At 57.7% G+C, this 13,122-nt stretch carries 15 protein-coding genes; 6 read left to right on the top strand and 9 right to left on the bottom strand.

The features are described from left to right. Nucleotides 1–34: 34 nt before the first annotated feature. Nucleotides 35–1,321 (top strand): MFS transporter, encoded by a 1,287-nt coding sequence (locus tag Q0915_RS14660; protein WP_299472270.1) that lies wholly within the window; start codon nt 35–37, stop codon nt 1,319–1,321. 56 nt (nt 1,322–1,377) lie between these two features. Here Q0915_RS14660 and Q0915_RS14655 read toward each other — a convergent pair whose 3' ends face one another. The 4 genes from Q0915_RS14655 to minC form a co-directional block, all read right to left on the bottom strand. Continuing rightward, nucleotides 1,378–1,905, bottom strand: a complete 528-nt coding sequence (locus tag Q0915_RS14655; RefSeq protein WP_299472269.1) for a hypothetical protein — start codon at nt 1,903–1,905, stop codon at nt 1,378–1,380. Nucleotides 1,906–2,031: 126 nt separating this feature from the next. Next, nucleotides 2,032–2,292: a cell division topological specificity factor MinE gene (gene minE, locus Q0915_RS14650; protein ID WP_299472268.1), complete on the bottom strand. Its 261-nt coding sequence runs from the start codon at nt 2,290–2,292 to the stop codon at nt 2,032–2,034. Further along, entirely contained in the window at nt 2,289–3,110 is an 822-nt protein-coding gene (minD, locus tag Q0915_RS14645; RefSeq protein ID WP_299472267.1) for a septum site-determining protein MinD, read from the bottom strand. The genes minE and minD overlap by 4 nt, the downstream gene beginning before the upstream one ends. Nucleotides 3,111–3,163: 53 nt before the next feature. Then, nucleotides 3,164–3,979 carry a septum site-determining protein MinC gene (gene minC / locus Q0915_RS14640; RefSeq protein WP_299472266.1) on the bottom strand — a complete coding sequence of 272 codons (816 nt, stop codon included), beginning with the start codon at nt 3,977–3,979 and terminating at the stop codon, nt 3,164–3,166. A gap of 343 nt (nt 3,980–4,322) precedes the next feature. On the opposite strand from minC, the gene Q0915_RS14635 reads away from it, so the two are divergent. Together Q0915_RS14635 and Q0915_RS14630 are read left to right on the top strand one after the other, a co-directional pair. Further along, nucleotides 4,323–4,655 carry a hypothetical protein gene (locus Q0915_RS14635; RefSeq protein WP_299472265.1) on the top strand — a complete coding sequence of 111 codons (333 nt, stop codon included), beginning with the start codon at nt 4,323–4,325 and terminating at the stop codon, nt 4,653–4,655. A 227-nt stretch (nt 4,656–4,882) separates the two neighbouring features. Continuing rightward, the gene (locus Q0915_RS14630) at nt 4,883–5,803 is read left to right on the top strand and encodes a DMT family transporter (RefSeq protein WP_299472264.1); all 921 of its coding nucleotides are present in this window, start codon (nt 4,883–4,885) and stop codon (nt 5,801–5,803) included. 273 nt (nt 5,804–6,076) lie between these two features. Here Q0915_RS14630 and Q0915_RS14625 read toward each other — a convergent pair whose 3' ends face one another. The 4 genes from Q0915_RS14625 to Q0915_RS14610 form a co-directional block, all read right to left on the bottom strand. After that, on the bottom strand, nt 6,077–7,222 hold the full coding sequence (locus Q0915_RS14625; protein WP_299472263.1) for an ABC transporter permease: 1,146 nt from the start codon (nt 7,220–7,222) through the stop codon (nt 6,077–6,079). Further along, nucleotides 7,219–8,157 (bottom strand): ABC transporter ATP-binding protein, encoded by a 939-nt coding sequence (locus Q0915_RS14620; protein WP_299472262.1) that lies wholly within the window; start codon nt 8,155–8,157, stop codon nt 7,219–7,221. Before Q0915_RS14620 ends, Q0915_RS14625 begins: the two co-directional genes overlap by 4 nt. Next, a complete protein-coding gene (locus Q0915_RS14615; RefSeq protein ID WP_299472261.1) occupies nt 8,154–9,110 on the bottom strand; it encodes an HlyD family efflux transporter periplasmic adaptor subunit in 957 nt (318 codons plus the stop codon). The genes Q0915_RS14620 and Q0915_RS14615 overlap by 4 nt, the downstream gene beginning before the upstream one ends. Nucleotides 9,111–9,248: 138 nt before the next feature. Next, nucleotides 9,249–9,953 carry a ParA family protein gene (locus Q0915_RS14610; protein WP_299472260.1) on the bottom strand — a complete coding sequence of 235 codons (705 nt, stop codon included), beginning with the start codon at nt 9,951–9,953 and terminating at the stop codon, nt 9,249–9,251. A 384-nt stretch (nt 9,954–10,337) separates the two neighbouring features. Here Q0915_RS14610 and Q0915_RS14605 point away from each other — a divergent pair, with 384 nt between their 5' ends. From Q0915_RS14605 to Q0915_RS14595, 3 genes are all read left to right on the top strand, one after another. After that, entirely contained in the window at nt 10,338–11,237 is a 900-nt protein-coding gene (locus tag Q0915_RS14605; protein WP_299544299.1) for an alpha/beta hydrolase, read from the top strand. Nucleotides 11,238–11,316: 79 nt separating this feature from the next. Next, entirely contained in the window at nt 11,317–11,577 is a 261-nt protein-coding gene (locus tag Q0915_RS14600) for a YHYH protein (protein WP_299472258.1), read from the top strand. A gap of 66 nt (nt 11,578–11,643) precedes the next feature. Next, on the top strand, nt 11,644–12,312 hold the full coding sequence (locus Q0915_RS14595; RefSeq protein ID WP_299472257.1) for a DUF2185 domain-containing protein: 669 nt from the start codon (nt 11,644–11,646) through the stop codon (nt 12,310–12,312). Between the two features lie 98 nt (nt 12,313–12,410). Here the strand turns inward: Q0915_RS14595 and Q0915_RS14590 are convergent, their stop codons facing one another. Continuing rightward, a complete protein-coding gene (locus tag Q0915_RS14590; protein WP_299472256.1) occupies nt 12,411–13,007 on the bottom strand; it encodes a LysR family transcriptional regulator in 597 nt (198 codons plus the stop codon). Nucleotides 13,008–13,122: the final 115 nt, after the last annotated feature.

Raw genomic sequence — 13,122 nt, 5'->3', positions numbered from 1 at the left:
AACCGTCGCGATCGAATGACGAAGAGAGGGTGTCATGTCTGAGCCGAAAACGAAGCTGACACCCAAGGCGATTGCCGCTGCATCAAGCGGCAACGTTCTCGAGTGGTATGACTTTACGGTCTATGGATTTCTCGCGCCGACACTGGCGACCCTGTTTTTTCCATCCGATGACAAGTTGGCTTCCCTGCTGTCGGCCTTTGCCGTCCTTGCTGTCGGCTATGCCGCACGCCCTCTAGGCAGCGTGATATTCGGCCATATTGGGGATCGCATCGGACGCAAGTCTGCATTGATGATTTCAGTCCTGTTGATGGGGGGGGGCTCTTTTGCCATCGCGTCGCTGCCGACCTACGAGCAGGTTGGCGTGACAGCCGCGGTTCTCCTTGTGGCCATTCGGGTCGTCCAGGGCGTTTCGGTAGCCGGCGAATATACGGCGTCCGGCGTTTTGCTGGTCGAGCAGTCGGGGGAAAACCGCAGGGCAATGACCGGCGCCTGGGTTGCCTTTGCCATGATGTGGGGGTGCGTTCTCGGATCCGCCGTGCCGGCCGGCTTCAGCTCGTTCCTTAGCGCCGAACAGATGACCGATTGGGGATGGCGCATACCCTTTGCACTGGGCGGCGTTGTTGCCGTCTTCAGCGCGATCCTGCGCCTGAGCCTGACAGAAACCGCGCGCGCAGACGATCCGGATGAAGACACATCACCGGTCTGGCAAAGCCTGCGCGATCACTGGCGTCTGATCGGACAGATGGTCCTGTTGTTGATCCCGACGGCCGTCATCTATTTCGTGATCTTCGTTTATGCGGTTTCTTACTTAAGTTCCGAAGCCGGATTTTCATCAACAAAGGCGCTGGATATCACCACGGTCAATCTGATTGTGATGGCATTGTTCGTTCCGGTTTGCGGCTGGGCTGCGGACAGGTTCGGTCTGCGCCCGGTCTTGCTCGTTGCCGCAATCGCAACCCTGGTGCTCGCTGCGCCATGCTGGTGGCTGATGCACCGTCCCGATACCGCTTCAGTCTTCCTGGGCCAATTCGGACTGACCCTCGCGAGCACGGCAGGTTGGGCGCTGTCAGTCACTGCGCTGACACTTACCGCTGCGCCACACCTGAGGTGCAGCACGGTAGCGCTTGGCTACAACATCTGCATGGCGGTTTTCGGCGGAACGACGCCGATACTGGCGACTTATCTGGTCAACCGGACCGGTGACGACTACGCACCGGTCTACTACGTCATCCTGGCGACACTCATTTCGATCCCGGTGATCTGGCGATTGCCGGACCTGATCAAAAAAGCTGGGGTGAGAACATGGTCCGCAACGACATAGCCGCTTAAGGCAGCGTGCTGCCTCCCTCAGGATTACGATGGTGAAACAGGTCGGCCTTATTCGCTGACCTCAAGCTTGACGCCGGTAAAGTCGTAGGAGACCGAAGGGCGAACGATTTCTGCTGTATCGGGCGCGGCATCGATTGCAAGAAACTCAACCAGCGAATTTCCTGAAATGGAGTTCGACGCCGGATCGGCTGTCGCCGAGACAGTGACACGCGCAATGTAGCGGTCAGTCTCAGCATCCGGCGTGGTCGTAAAGTCGAATGTCACGATCTTGATCTTGTTCTCGCCGGCCTCATTGCCCAAGCATCGCCAGGCGCCACTGCCGCTGGAGAAGGGCTGATAGCCGTTGACACCGCCCTCGGCTGAATCGGTGACCAGGGCGTGACCGCCATTGGTCAGCGCAATCAGGCCGCGGTCGATCCTGGTGTTCCCGTCGATCACCGAAGAACGGCTGGTCATATAGGTTCCGACGGCGTCGAGGCAGCCGCTTATGTTCGCAGCCTCCGCGGCAAGCGAGTTCGAACCGGGAAGTGCGAAGAAGGACACCGCAAGCGGCACAACGAAATTTCGCCGAAACATTGAAGGCTCCCATATCTGAACCGGACTGCTTTCAGCACTCTAGCAATCTTGCTCGTTAAAACCGAGAACCAAAAAGCCGCCGGAAGATCCGGCGGCTTTGGCGCTTGGAGCGATGCAGATGCGGGCCTAGGATGCTTTCGCGGCCGGCAACTCGATATCGATGCCGAGCGTTGTCACATCGCCTGACCTGTCCATTTCCAGACGAACGGAATCCGGGTTGATTTCGACACGTTTGGCAACGACTGCGAGAATGTCTTCGCGGAGACTTGAGATAAGCACCGCATCGGAACCGTCATCGGCTCTTTCGTGTGCAAGAAGGATTTGCAGCCGGTTTTTGGCAACCGAGGCGCTTTCGCCTCTTTTGCCAAAGAGGCTCAGGATGTTCATGCCGCCCTCCCTTTGAAGAGCTTGCCGAAGAAGCTCTTTTTCTCTTCCGGGATCGTAACCGGGATGTTCTCCCCAAGCAGGCGGCGGACGGCCTCCATATAAGCTTTAGCCGGCGGCGAGGTCTCATCGGAAAGGGTTACGGGAAGGCCGACGTTTGACGCCTTCAGGACGTCTTTGCTCTCAGGAACGACGCCAATAAGCGGAACGGAGAGAATGTCGACAACATCTTCAGTCGCCAGCATGTCGCCTGTCTTGGCGCGGTCGGAGTCATAGCGCGTGATCATCAGGTGCTTTGGCATCCTGCCGCCGTCTTCCGCAATCTTTGTCTTTGCGTCGAGCAGACCGATGATGCGGTCGCAGTCCCTGACCGAGGACACTTCCGGGTTTGAAACGATGATCGCCTCGTCGGCGTGGCGCATTGCCAGTGTGGCTCCACGCTCGATCCCGGCCGGGCTGTCGCAGATGACCCAATCGAAATATGTGCGCAATTCGCTGATCACGCTGGCGACGCCTTCCTCCGTCAAGGCATCCTTGTCCCTCGTTTGCGACGCCGGCAGCAGAAAGAGATTGCTGAGTTTCTTGTCGCGGACCAGGGCCTGCTTGATCGATGCTTCGCCACGAACCACGTTGACAAGGTCGAACACGACGCGGCGCTCGGCGCCCATGATCAGGTCGAGATTGCGCAGTCCGACATCGAAATCGATCGCGCAGACCTGATAGCCTTCTTTGGCAAGCGCCGAGGCAATTGCAGCGGTAGTAGTGGTCTTGCCGACCCCGCCTTTGCCCGACGTGACCACAACGACTGTGGCGTTGCTCATGGTGTCCGTCCTGTATCTGTCTTAAGTCCCAACGCTTTGCACGTGAAACTTGGTTAGTTCAATTCTTCAAAGACCAGCGTTTCGTTTTCGAAGCGGATTTGCGCCGGAGAATTGCGCAAGGTTCCGTCGAAATCGTCCGCGACCTTGTAAAGCCCGTTGATGGAAACCAGCTCGGCATCAAGCTTGGTGCAGAATATTCTCGCGTTGCCCTTGCCCGCGACGCCGGCAAGGGCGCGCCCGCGGAGCGCGCCATAGATGTGAATGGAACCGCCGGCGATGATCTCCGCACCGGAACTGACGGATCCGATCACGGTCACGTCACCGTCCGGATGGAGAATGCTCTGGCCGGAGCGAACGGGTTCTGAGATCACGATTGATGAGTTTCCTTCCTTTGCCTGCTGATTCTCAAGCTCTTCGAGAGACTTGGCAAAAGAATGGCCGTTCGCGGCCTGGTCGTTTCCTTCAACCGATTTCTCCGGGGAACTGGCGTTTCCGTTCGCGGCCTTTGAGGTTTTGGCGTCGGTCGAAGTATCGTCACCACCGCCATTTGGCTGCGCGGCTGGTCCGGGCACGTCCACATCCGAAGTCAGGCGCCCGCCGCCAAAACTCGGCGGCATTCCGTCTTTCAGACGGGTTCCGGCCACGCCGTCTATGCCCATCACACGTATCGATCTTTCACGCAGATCCGCAAGAAGCTGCTCCAGATCCTCAATCGCGATATTGCTGCCCCGCACATCGAGAATGATCGGACGGTCGATAAAAAACCCTGGAGAGCGCGCAATGATTCTGTCGACTTCCCTGAGCCAGTCGTCAAAGGGCAGTTCCGGTGACAGAACGATTGCGATAAAGGATTTTCCCTTGAACTTCATCTAAGAGTTCCGGCGGCATTGTCTGGTTGATTGATTTGGTCGGATAAACCTAGCATTAACCGCACCTTACATAGCAGAGGCGGTCCGTTTTCCACCGATATCGATTTTTTTGAACAATTTCAGACAATTGACGGATCAACCAATCCTGACGATGATTTGCCGCTGTTGATGCTCGCGAGAATTGCCAAGAACCGCGACGAGAATCACACGTGTTTTTCCGCGTGAAATTGCTTCGCCGGAGCAGGATTTAACTAAATTCGCGTAAAATGCTGGAATTTCGCCATATTGCAGCGCACTATAGGAAGTCGGATGTGTTCCGGCGTTTCTCGTCTGGGGTTAAAATATGAGTAATTTCAGTGATATGGTAAGGTATATCGGCCTCTCGATGGAAGAGGCCGCAGCCGCTTTGGACGTATCGACGGACGAAATTATTCGCTGGTGCGAAACAAACGAGGCGCCACCCCTTCATATTTGGCAGGGTCTGGTCCGGATGCTGGACGAGATCCGCGTATCTGCGGAAGAGGCGGCCAAGTCGGCTGATCTGGATCAGCTCGAGGCAACCGATCTCAATCGTGTCAGCCTGACGGTACCAGGACAGGCTGCTTCTGAATTTGACGGGCCGAAGCGGGCTGCCACGGCGCTGGCCGTTGCAACGTTGGCCCGGGTATTCGTCTGAATTACGCCCGGAACCCGGCGTTGATGGTTTTCTGATGTGAATTAACGCCCTCGCCGGTCTGGGGCAGGTCTTTGGTGAAGGGCCTCTTTCTGGTAATGACAGTGTTGCGCGCATCGCTTGACCGGTGAGTTGCTGAACTGAAGGCACATTCCCACGTGCGGGCGGTTCAGGGTGCGGCAATTGCGCGACATGCATGCAGATCTGAAAACCCGTACAAGGCTTCAGCTATGACAGCTACGCTCAAGGGCCTCCTCGCAGCGCTCGGCGCCTTCGCTCTGTTCTCGACCCATGACGCCGTCATCAAGTCCCTCGGTGCGACTTATCAGGTCTTCCAGATCATCTTCTTTTCGATGTTGTTCGCGTTTGTGCCAATGTCGATCATCATGCTTGCCGACAAGGCGATCGACAATTTCCGTCCGCATTTCCCGGTTCTGGTCCTGTGCCGTGCGGGATTGAGCATCATCGCCATGTCTTGCGCTTTCTACGCCTTTACGGTTCTGCCTCTGGCGGAAGTTTATTCCCTGCTCTTTGCAACGCCGCTTCTCGTGACAGCCCTGTCGGTCCCGCTTCTCGGCGAAACAGTCAGAATGCAGCGCTGGGGGGCGGTTCTGGTCGGTCTCATCGGAGTCCTGATTGTCCTCCGGCCCGGTGTGACAGAATTGACGCCAGGACACATTGCGGGCCTGATCGCCGCTGCGGCGAGCGCCATGTCGTCCATATTGGCCAGAAAGCTCGGCGGTAAGGAACGCCCCGCCGTACTGATCCTTTTTCCGATGCTCCTGTCGATGCTGGTGATGTCGATGACTTTGCCCATTGTCTATGTGCCGGTAACACTTCCGGATCTCGGTCTCATGGCGATTGTCGGTTTCCTCTCGGTACTCGCCCAGCTTTGCATTCTGGGCGCTTACCGGGCCGCACCGGCGGCCTTCGTTGCACCGCTTCAATACAGCCAGATCCTCTGGGCGACCTTGTTCGGCGCATTGTTTTTCGCCGAAACACCGGATCGTTATGTCGCCATAGGCTCGTCTGTCATCATCCTGTCGGGCATCTTCGTAGTCTGGCGCGAAAGCCGCGAGAACGTCTCGGAGCAGACACCCGTTCTGAGAACCGCAAACCCTCGCGTGGACACGGGGCCGCAACCGAAATAGGGGGCGGCGACACCAACAGGGCAAGTGTGTCGCTCAGCTGTACTGGCAACCCAACCCTCATCCTGAGGTGCGTAGCAAAGCGAAGCCACGAAGGATGGGCCGCAGCTTTCGAAACTCGCGGCCGATCCTTCGAGACGCCGCTTCAGCGGCTCCTCAGGATGAGGTTTTGCGTTCCTCGGCACTGATCAGGATGCTATCGCAACTTGTGTTCGGTAGCTGGAGATTTGCCTTGGAGCGTCCTATGCCACCGTGAAACGGCATAGTCTGTGGTGTTCAATCCAGCCGTTTCTTGAAACGCATCGCGGCAACGAACATGCCGAGCACAAAGAAACCGATCATCCACAGAACGTCCTTGTGCAGCTCGATGAGGCCTGCATCGCGCAGGACAAAACCCCGGACCATGCGCATGAAATGGGTCGCCGGAAACGCTTCGGCGATGTATTGCGCGATCACCGGCATGCCTTCATAGGGAAACATGAAACCGGACAAAAGGATTGAGGGCAGCAGCACGAAGACGGTCATCTGGGTTGCCTGCAGCTGGCTCTGTGCAATGGTCGACAGGACCAGCCCCAGCGACAGGCTGGCGCCGATGAAAAGCAGCGTTCCAACCAGGAGGTCGAAGGTTTTTGACCCGAACGGCACATTGAACAGAATGTGTCCGAGGCCAAGTATGATCACAGTCTGCAACAGACCGATGAAGATGTAGGGGATGATCTTGCCGATCATCAGCTCCATCGGCCGCACCGGTGTGTTGATCAGCATTTCCATGTTGCCGCGTTCACGCTCGCGAACGATCGCGGCGGACGTGAACATGATCATTGTCATCGTGAGAATGATACCGACCAGACCGGGAACGATGTTAATTGCCGTTATCTGTTCTGGATTGAAAAAGAGGGCGACTTCGAATGTCGGTGTCGACCGGTTCGGCGCCTGGCGGTTAAGTTCCGAAAGTGGCATTGACCGCAAGGACTTGATAGCACCTGCGATCATCGTATCTGATCCGTCGACGATCCATTGAGCCACAGGCCGGCTTGTCTCCTCGTCTGTTGACGGCGGGGTTCCGAGACCGACGGCGGGCGACCGCACGATGCGCTTGGAAAGATCTTCAGGCAGGATGAAGGCGGCTCTGACACGTGCCGCCTTGATCGCTGCTTCCGCTTCTTCCGGTGTCGACAGGCGTTCGGTCACTTTGACGACCCGCGTCGCCTCGACCATCTGGATCAGAATACGGCTGAGGCCTGTCTGGCTCTGGTCGACGACGGCGACCGGGATGTCGCGAATGTTTGTATTGATAGCGTACCCGAACAGGATCAGCTGGATCAGCGGGATCATGATCACCATGCCGAAGGTCATCCGGTCGCGGCGCAGCTGGGCCAGCTCCTTGAAAAAGATCGCCGATATGCGCGACAGCGATCTCATTGGCGGCCTTCCCCCGTCGCGGTGACGAAAACGTCTTCAAGGTTTGGCCGCACGCGTTCGATCAGTGTAGCGCCGTCGGTTTCCGGCTTTGCTTTCAAAAATGCTTCCGGATCCGCAATGTCGTCTGCCACGAGCACCCGTAACCGCGCCCCAAGCTGTGCTGCTGCCATAATGCCCTTTGAACCGAGCAGTTGACGGCGGATGTCCCGCAGGTTCGGGCCTTCGATTTCGATGACATTTGCACCCATGGCCGCCATCAGGTCCTTCGGAGCACCGTCCGCCCGCTTTTGCCCCGCTTCCAGGATCGCGATCTTGTGACATCGCTCGGCCTCGTCCATGAAGTGGGTCGTGACGACGATCGACGTCCCGTCATCGACCAGGTCGAAAAGCTGCTCCCAGAAATGGCGCCGCGACTCAGGATCCACGGCGGATGTCGGTTCGTCCAAAAACAACAGTTGAGGCTCGTGCAGGACAGCGGTGGCGAGGGCGAGACGCTGTCTCTGCCCGCCGCTCATCTTGCCAGCAAACCTGTCCTTGAGGTCCGTAAGTTCATATCGCCTCATGACTTCCCGAACCCGGTCCTTCCGTCTTTGGCCCGTTAGTCCATAGATCGTCGACATGAAATCGAGGTTTTCCTGAACGGTCAGGTCGCCATAGAGCGAGAAGGCCTGGGTCATGTAGCCGATTTTGTACTTGAGGGTTTCAGCGTCTTTGGGAACCGACAGGCCGAGCACTTCGACAGAGCCCTCCGTCGGGGTGAGCAGCCCCGTCAGCATCCGCATGGCCGTGGTTTTGCCACAGCCATTAGGCCCCAGAAATCCGTAGATCATGCCGCGTTCGATGGTCAGGTCGAGCCCGTCTACCGCGCGAAAGCCCTTGAATGATTTGACCAGCCCTTCGGCGCGCACGACGATATCCGCGTCGTGACGGCTCACGGCAGAACCACCTGCGCGGGCACCCCGTTCGGAAGATCAGAGGCGCTTTCGGGAAGCTGAATTTCGGCAACATACATGAGACGAGCACGTTCCGACTGATTGAGCGCATAGTAAGGCGTGAAGGATGGGTCCGAGCTGATCCATCGGACGCGGCCTTCGATGGCACCGTCGAGCCCATCGACCCTGACTTCGAGCCTGTCGCCTTCCTTGATTTTCACCCGGTGCGGTTCAGGAACGTAGACCCGCGCATAGGGCGCATCGCCTGCAAGCAGCACCACTACGGGGCTTCCAACGGTGACCCGTTCGCCAAGATTCCAGGGCAGGCTGTCGAGAACCCCGTCGCGGGAGGCGACGATTGTCAGGTCGGAGAGGATCGTCTCTTGCGTGGCGAGACTGGCTTGTGCAGCGGAAAGCTCTGCCTTTGCGATTGCAATATCCTCGGGGCGGGACCCGGTGACGAGTTCTTTCAGCTCTTCTTCGGCGCTCTCAAGGCTTGCCACGGCGGCATCACGGCTTGCCCTGGCGCTGTCAAGCTGGGCCTGGCTGGTTGTCCCGCGTCCGGTCAGGTCGTTGTAGCGCTGGAACGAGGCCTCGGCATCAACCAGCTCCGCATTGGCTCCGGCGACGCTTGCGCGCGCTTTGGCGATTTCCTCTTCGCGCGCACCGTTTTCCAGCTTGTCCAGGTTGGCGCCGGCCTTTTGCACTTCGGCGCGGGCCTGGTTGACGATGGCCTGTTGTTCGGCCGGGTTCAATTGCGCAAGAACGGTGCCTCTTTGAACAAATGTGCCCTGCGGAACCGGCAGATCTATCAGCACTTCGTTGGCGGTTGCGGTCAGTGCGACCCTGTCCCGTTCAAGTGTGCCGAGCGCAACGTCTCCGTCTTCGCCGAAGCAGCCTGCCAGCAATATACAGGCGGCGCAGGCCAGGGCTGCACGGAGCTGAGACAAGAACATGATTTCCTCCCAAGTCGGCAGCCGGTTGATTTCCGGCATCTGGAATCATCTCACTTTAATCGGGCGTTTGTAGCAAACAAGCGGGGAACGCAAAAAGCCGGGCAGTGCCCGGCTTCAGGAAACGCGGCTAGCTAAGGGTCAGCTGGCGCGTTTGAAAATGTTGTACCAGCGTTTTCTGGGAACCTTGATGGCGCGTTCCAGGATCTCGGCTGCATAAAGCGATGCATTTTCCCGTGCCTTGGCAACGCCCGAAACGACCGACGCGTCGAGTGTCGATAATCCGCCGCCGAATTCGAACAGGTCGCGGAAGGCGGCCCGCTCGACGATCGGTGTCATAAGGACATCGATGTTCTGAGCCGCGAGGAAGTCCTGGACGGCCTTCATGGCGCGGGTGGTCACGGCGGCATTCGTGCGTGTCAGGACAACACAGTGTTTGATGTCCTGCCGCACGATTTTTTCAAGCTTCTTGATCAGGGTCAGGATCTTGGCGCCGCCGCGTGCGTCCATCGAAGACCCCTGGATTGGGATGACGACCAGATCCGAGACCGAAAGCGCATTGGCAACAATGAGGTTCTCCGTGCCTTCCAGGTCGACAATCACATAATCCGAGTACTCGGCCGCGTGGGTGATCTGTTCGGTAACGGAGGCCGGTGACATTTCGCTGACGACCGAAATGCCGGGGTTATTCTCCGGCAGCTCGTACCACTTCGTAATCCACTTTTGCGGATCGGCATCGAAGATGGTCACGCGCTTTCCCCGTGCCGCGACTTCTGTCGCCAGCAACAGCGCAGCTGTGGTCTTGCCGGCGCCGCCTTTTGCGTTTGCGAAGGAAATGACTGGCATCTGGGTTCTCCTGAACTTGCCGTGCATCGTCTTGCGGTTCGGTCTCTTTCGGACCTATCTCTTGAAAAGTCTTGGGTTTTTATGGTTACCAATTCCTTAAATTCGCAATTTGCGAGGAAGTTATTCAGCCTGTCAGAGGCAGTGTGGATAACCTTCGGGGTTTTCTCGGTAGTTCTTCCATTGGCATAAAACGGCACCCTGGCCTTGCGGCCATTCATCGATGCCGGCAACGGACAGTCGCATGCTTGCGGACGAAAAGGGTCTTGTGTCGTCACATGTGAACGGGAGCCGGTTTTTGCCGTGCAGGCAATTGCGCTGGAAATGCGCGACGCGTAGGTTAATGCTCACCATGTTGAAACGCCTTTTCGGAACAAAGGACGCTTAATGCTGCAACGATTGATGTCTGTTCGCCTGGCCCCGCTGGTCGGCGGATTGATGGTGGGAGCCGCCGTTGCATTTTCCGGCGTGGCTCAGGCGGATGTCCTGAAGCCGTACAAGGATCGCCTGTTCAAGTACAAGAAGATCACCGAAACGCTTTATGACGGCGACTTTATCGTCGTCGAATACTCCAAGCAGCGCGACTTGCGGGACCGCGACGAGGTCGATGAACGCAAGGTGTTCGGCAATTATGTCTCCTACAAGCCGAAGCGCGGTAGGGGCAGCGCCGAACTGCAGGCGAATGGCCGCACGATCTCCTATATGGGAACGGGCAAGTGGAAAGGCGGTGCCAGGGCGATCGTCATCTACATTCACGGCCAGGGAGGCAACCGTTTCCAGGGCATGAACGACGTCTCATTCGGCGGCAACTTCAACCGGGTCCAGAACCTGATGGTGCGCAACGGCGGCGCCTACCTCACTGTCGACATCAAGAATTTCGACAAGCGCGGGACCGCGGATGTTGCCGCGTTGATCCAGTATCAGAAACAGCTTTCTCCCGGAGCAAAAGTGGTTGTCGCCTGCGGCTCGATGGGCGGGATCATCTGCTGGAACCTGGTGCGCAACGCCAATTACTCCCGGCTTCTGAGCGGCATCATGCTCCTGGGCTCGCCGAAGGATCCGAATTTCCTTGGCTCTGGCGCGCTCTCGCGCAATGTTCCCATCTACATGGGGCAGGGGACTCTGGACCGTGTCTACAATTGGGAGACGCAGGCCAATTTCTACAAGCAGATCAAATCCCGCGCTCCGGGGTATCCGATCAAGTTCACGCTTTTCGACACCGGCACACACGGCACACCGATCCGCATGACCGACTGGCGCCTCGTGCTCAACTGGATGCTGAGATAAAGCGCTATTCGTTCACTAAAGAGGTTTCAAAAGACGGGGTTCGAAACTAAGCTGTTTGTTAGTGTCGTAGCGTGTGATTGTGATTGGGGAGACAGTACACAAACCTATCCCCGGATATACACTGAAAACCGGAAACCGGCCGTCAGGTGATGGTAACCCGGGAGGCGCCTATAATGGCCTCTACCGCTCCAACTACGAATTCACGGGAGCTGGTGATCTGGATGAGTGCAACGGCATGACCGTCAACGGTGCCTATGCCTACTACGTGACCGACAGTTACCCCTGGATCGTGGCCTGCCTGAAGGGCACCGAAGACGCATCGTTTGCCAAGCCGCGGTGAGACAGGGCCGGTCTGGGCAAGGAAGGACGGGATGTCGCCCGTCAATGTTCTGGGACCTTCGGAAAAATGGCTGCTGACGTCTACGAATTGCTTGATCCCCGGCCCAACCAGCGGGAAGCGCCCTACACGTTTTACCTGCCGAGTGAAGAGGAGCTCTCCGAGATTGCGCCCGGCCAGCTGGTGCAACTGATCTTCAGGGCTGTTCCGCCGACAGAAACCTATGGCGCGGAGCGCATGTGGGTGAAGGTGGAAAGAAGAGAGGAAGATCGGTTGACTGGAACCCTGGACAACGATCCGGCGGACATTCCAGGTTTGGAATGCGGCGCCAACATCGATTTCAGCCTCTTTCACATTATCAGCGTCGATTGGGAGGACCCGGCCCAAAAGGAACGCTTCAAGAGTGGCTTTAACCGCTGGTTTGCCCGTTGCTTTGTGGATGACGCGGTCCTTGAGGGTCGCGCGCGCATCGGGTTCCTGTACCGCGAACCGCCCGAACATGAGGAAAGTGACAAATACCCCGATACGGGTTGGCGCATCAGGGCCGATGTCGATGAACTTTCCGACGAGGAATACAACGAAGATCCAAGTCCCTCCTATGTTGCGATCGGGGTGGTTCTCAACAAGGACGACAGTTTTGTAGATCTCCTGTCATCGCCGGTTGGAAGTGCGTTTCTGCGCGGCGAGGGCAATACTTATACGCCGACTGACCTGGACAAAGACGATGATGACGATTGACGTGCTTGCTGCACCCTGGCGCGACCAAGGTTTTTCGTCCGATGCGCCAGCGTGCCCCGGTGATGCGAGGCTTCGAAGATGTCCGGACGACCGCGATCCTACTTCCCGCAACAGGCCAAATGCTGCGCTAGATCGGCCAAAATCGCCCTGGATTGTGCGCATTCGGCGGTCCCTGGCCTGCAGACAAAGTGCAGGTCGTGAGCGCGCTGCGGGCATGTGACGACAACGAGCGTGAGGTCACGATACGGTCCGCCTCCGGGTCTGATCAGGCAATCCAGTTCATTGTCGAATAGCAAATCGATGTCTGAGGTCTCGATGCATTCGCGCACGTGTCGGCGCAGGTTCTCATTGTGATGTGGCCAGTTTGCCGGAAGAAGACCACGCACGGCCGGACACAGGCCGACCCGAAATTTCCGGCTGTTTATGTCCGGTGCGATCTGTTCGGTCGCGTGCGTCAGGTCCTCAAAAACCTGCGTTATTGCCGGCAAATAGGTTTCACCTTCACTTGTCAGTAAAAGACCGTTCGGCAGACGGCGGAACAACAGCACACCCAGCGAGTTTTCGAGCTTCTTCACCTGCTGGCTCACGGCGCCGGCAGTAACGCCCAGTTCGTCGGCGGCGGTCTTGAAGCTGAGATGCCGGGCGGCAGCCTCAAAGGCTCGCAACGTGTTCAGTGATGGAAGCCTGTAAGTCATTCGTTTTCCCAGGTCCGTTTAACATGAAGCGCCCGGCATCTAGACCGAGAATTTCTATCCCTCCGCGTGAGAAGGTCTGAGTTGAGGGCTTCCACCCGGCAAGGCAGTTTTCGTC

The organism is uncultured Roseibium sp. (genome assembly GCF_947494555.1).
Taxonomy (GTDB): domain Bacteria; phylum Pseudomonadota; class Alphaproteobacteria; order Rhizobiales; family Stappiaceae; genus Roseibium.
Note: the sequence above shows the minus strand (reverse complement) of the source record. Positions and strands in the feature narration are given on the sequence as shown.

Excerpts from the sequence above, each read along its gene's own strand:
- Q0915_RS14660 (WP_299472270.1), top strand. The coding sequence starts at position 35 with ATGTCTGAGCCGAAAACGAAGCTGACACCCAAGGCGATTGCCGCTGCA.
- Q0915_RS14655 (WP_299472269.1), bottom strand. The coding sequence starts at position 1,905 with ATGTTTCGGCGAAATTTCGTTGTGCCGCTTGCGGTGTCCTTCTTCGCA.
- minE (WP_299472268.1), bottom strand. The coding sequence starts at position 2,292 with ATGAACATCCTGAGCCTCTTTGGCAAAAGAGGCGAAAGCGCCTCGGTT.
- minD (WP_299472267.1), bottom strand. The coding sequence starts at position 3,110 with ATGAGCAACGCCACAGTCGTTGTGGTCACGTCGGGCAAAGGCGGGGTC.
- minC (WP_299472266.1), bottom strand. The coding sequence starts at position 3,979 with ATGAAGTTCAAGGGAAAATCCTTTATCGCAATCGTTCTGTCACCGGAA.
- Q0915_RS14635 (WP_299472265.1), top strand. The coding sequence starts at position 4,323 with ATGAGTAATTTCAGTGATATGGTAAGGTATATCGGCCTCTCGATGGAA.
- Q0915_RS14630 (WP_299472264.1), top strand. The coding sequence starts at position 4,883 with ATGACAGCTACGCTCAAGGGCCTCCTCGCAGCGCTCGGCGCCTTCGCT.
- Q0915_RS14625 (WP_299472263.1), bottom strand. The coding sequence starts at position 7,222 with ATGAGATCGCTGTCGCGCATATCGGCGATCTTTTTCAAGGAGCTGGCC.
- Q0915_RS14615 (WP_299472261.1), bottom strand. The coding sequence starts at position 9,110 with ATGTTCTTGTCTCAGCTCCGTGCAGCCCTGGCCTGCGCCGCCTGTATA.
- Q0915_RS14610 (WP_299472260.1), bottom strand. The coding sequence starts at position 9,953 with ATGCCAGTCATTTCCTTCGCAAACGCAAAAGGCGGCGCCGGCAAGACC.
- Q0915_RS14605 (WP_299544299.1), top strand. The coding sequence starts at position 10,338 with ATGCTGCAACGATTGATGTCTGTTCGCCTGGCCCCGCTGGTCGGCGGA.
- Q0915_RS14595 (WP_299472257.1), top strand. The coding sequence starts at position 11,644 with ATGGCTGCTGACGTCTACGAATTGCTTGATCCCCGGCCCAACCAGCGG.
- Q0915_RS14590 (WP_299472256.1), bottom strand. The coding sequence starts at position 13,007 with ATGACTTACAGGCTTCCATCACTGAACACGTTGCGAGCCTTTGAGGCT.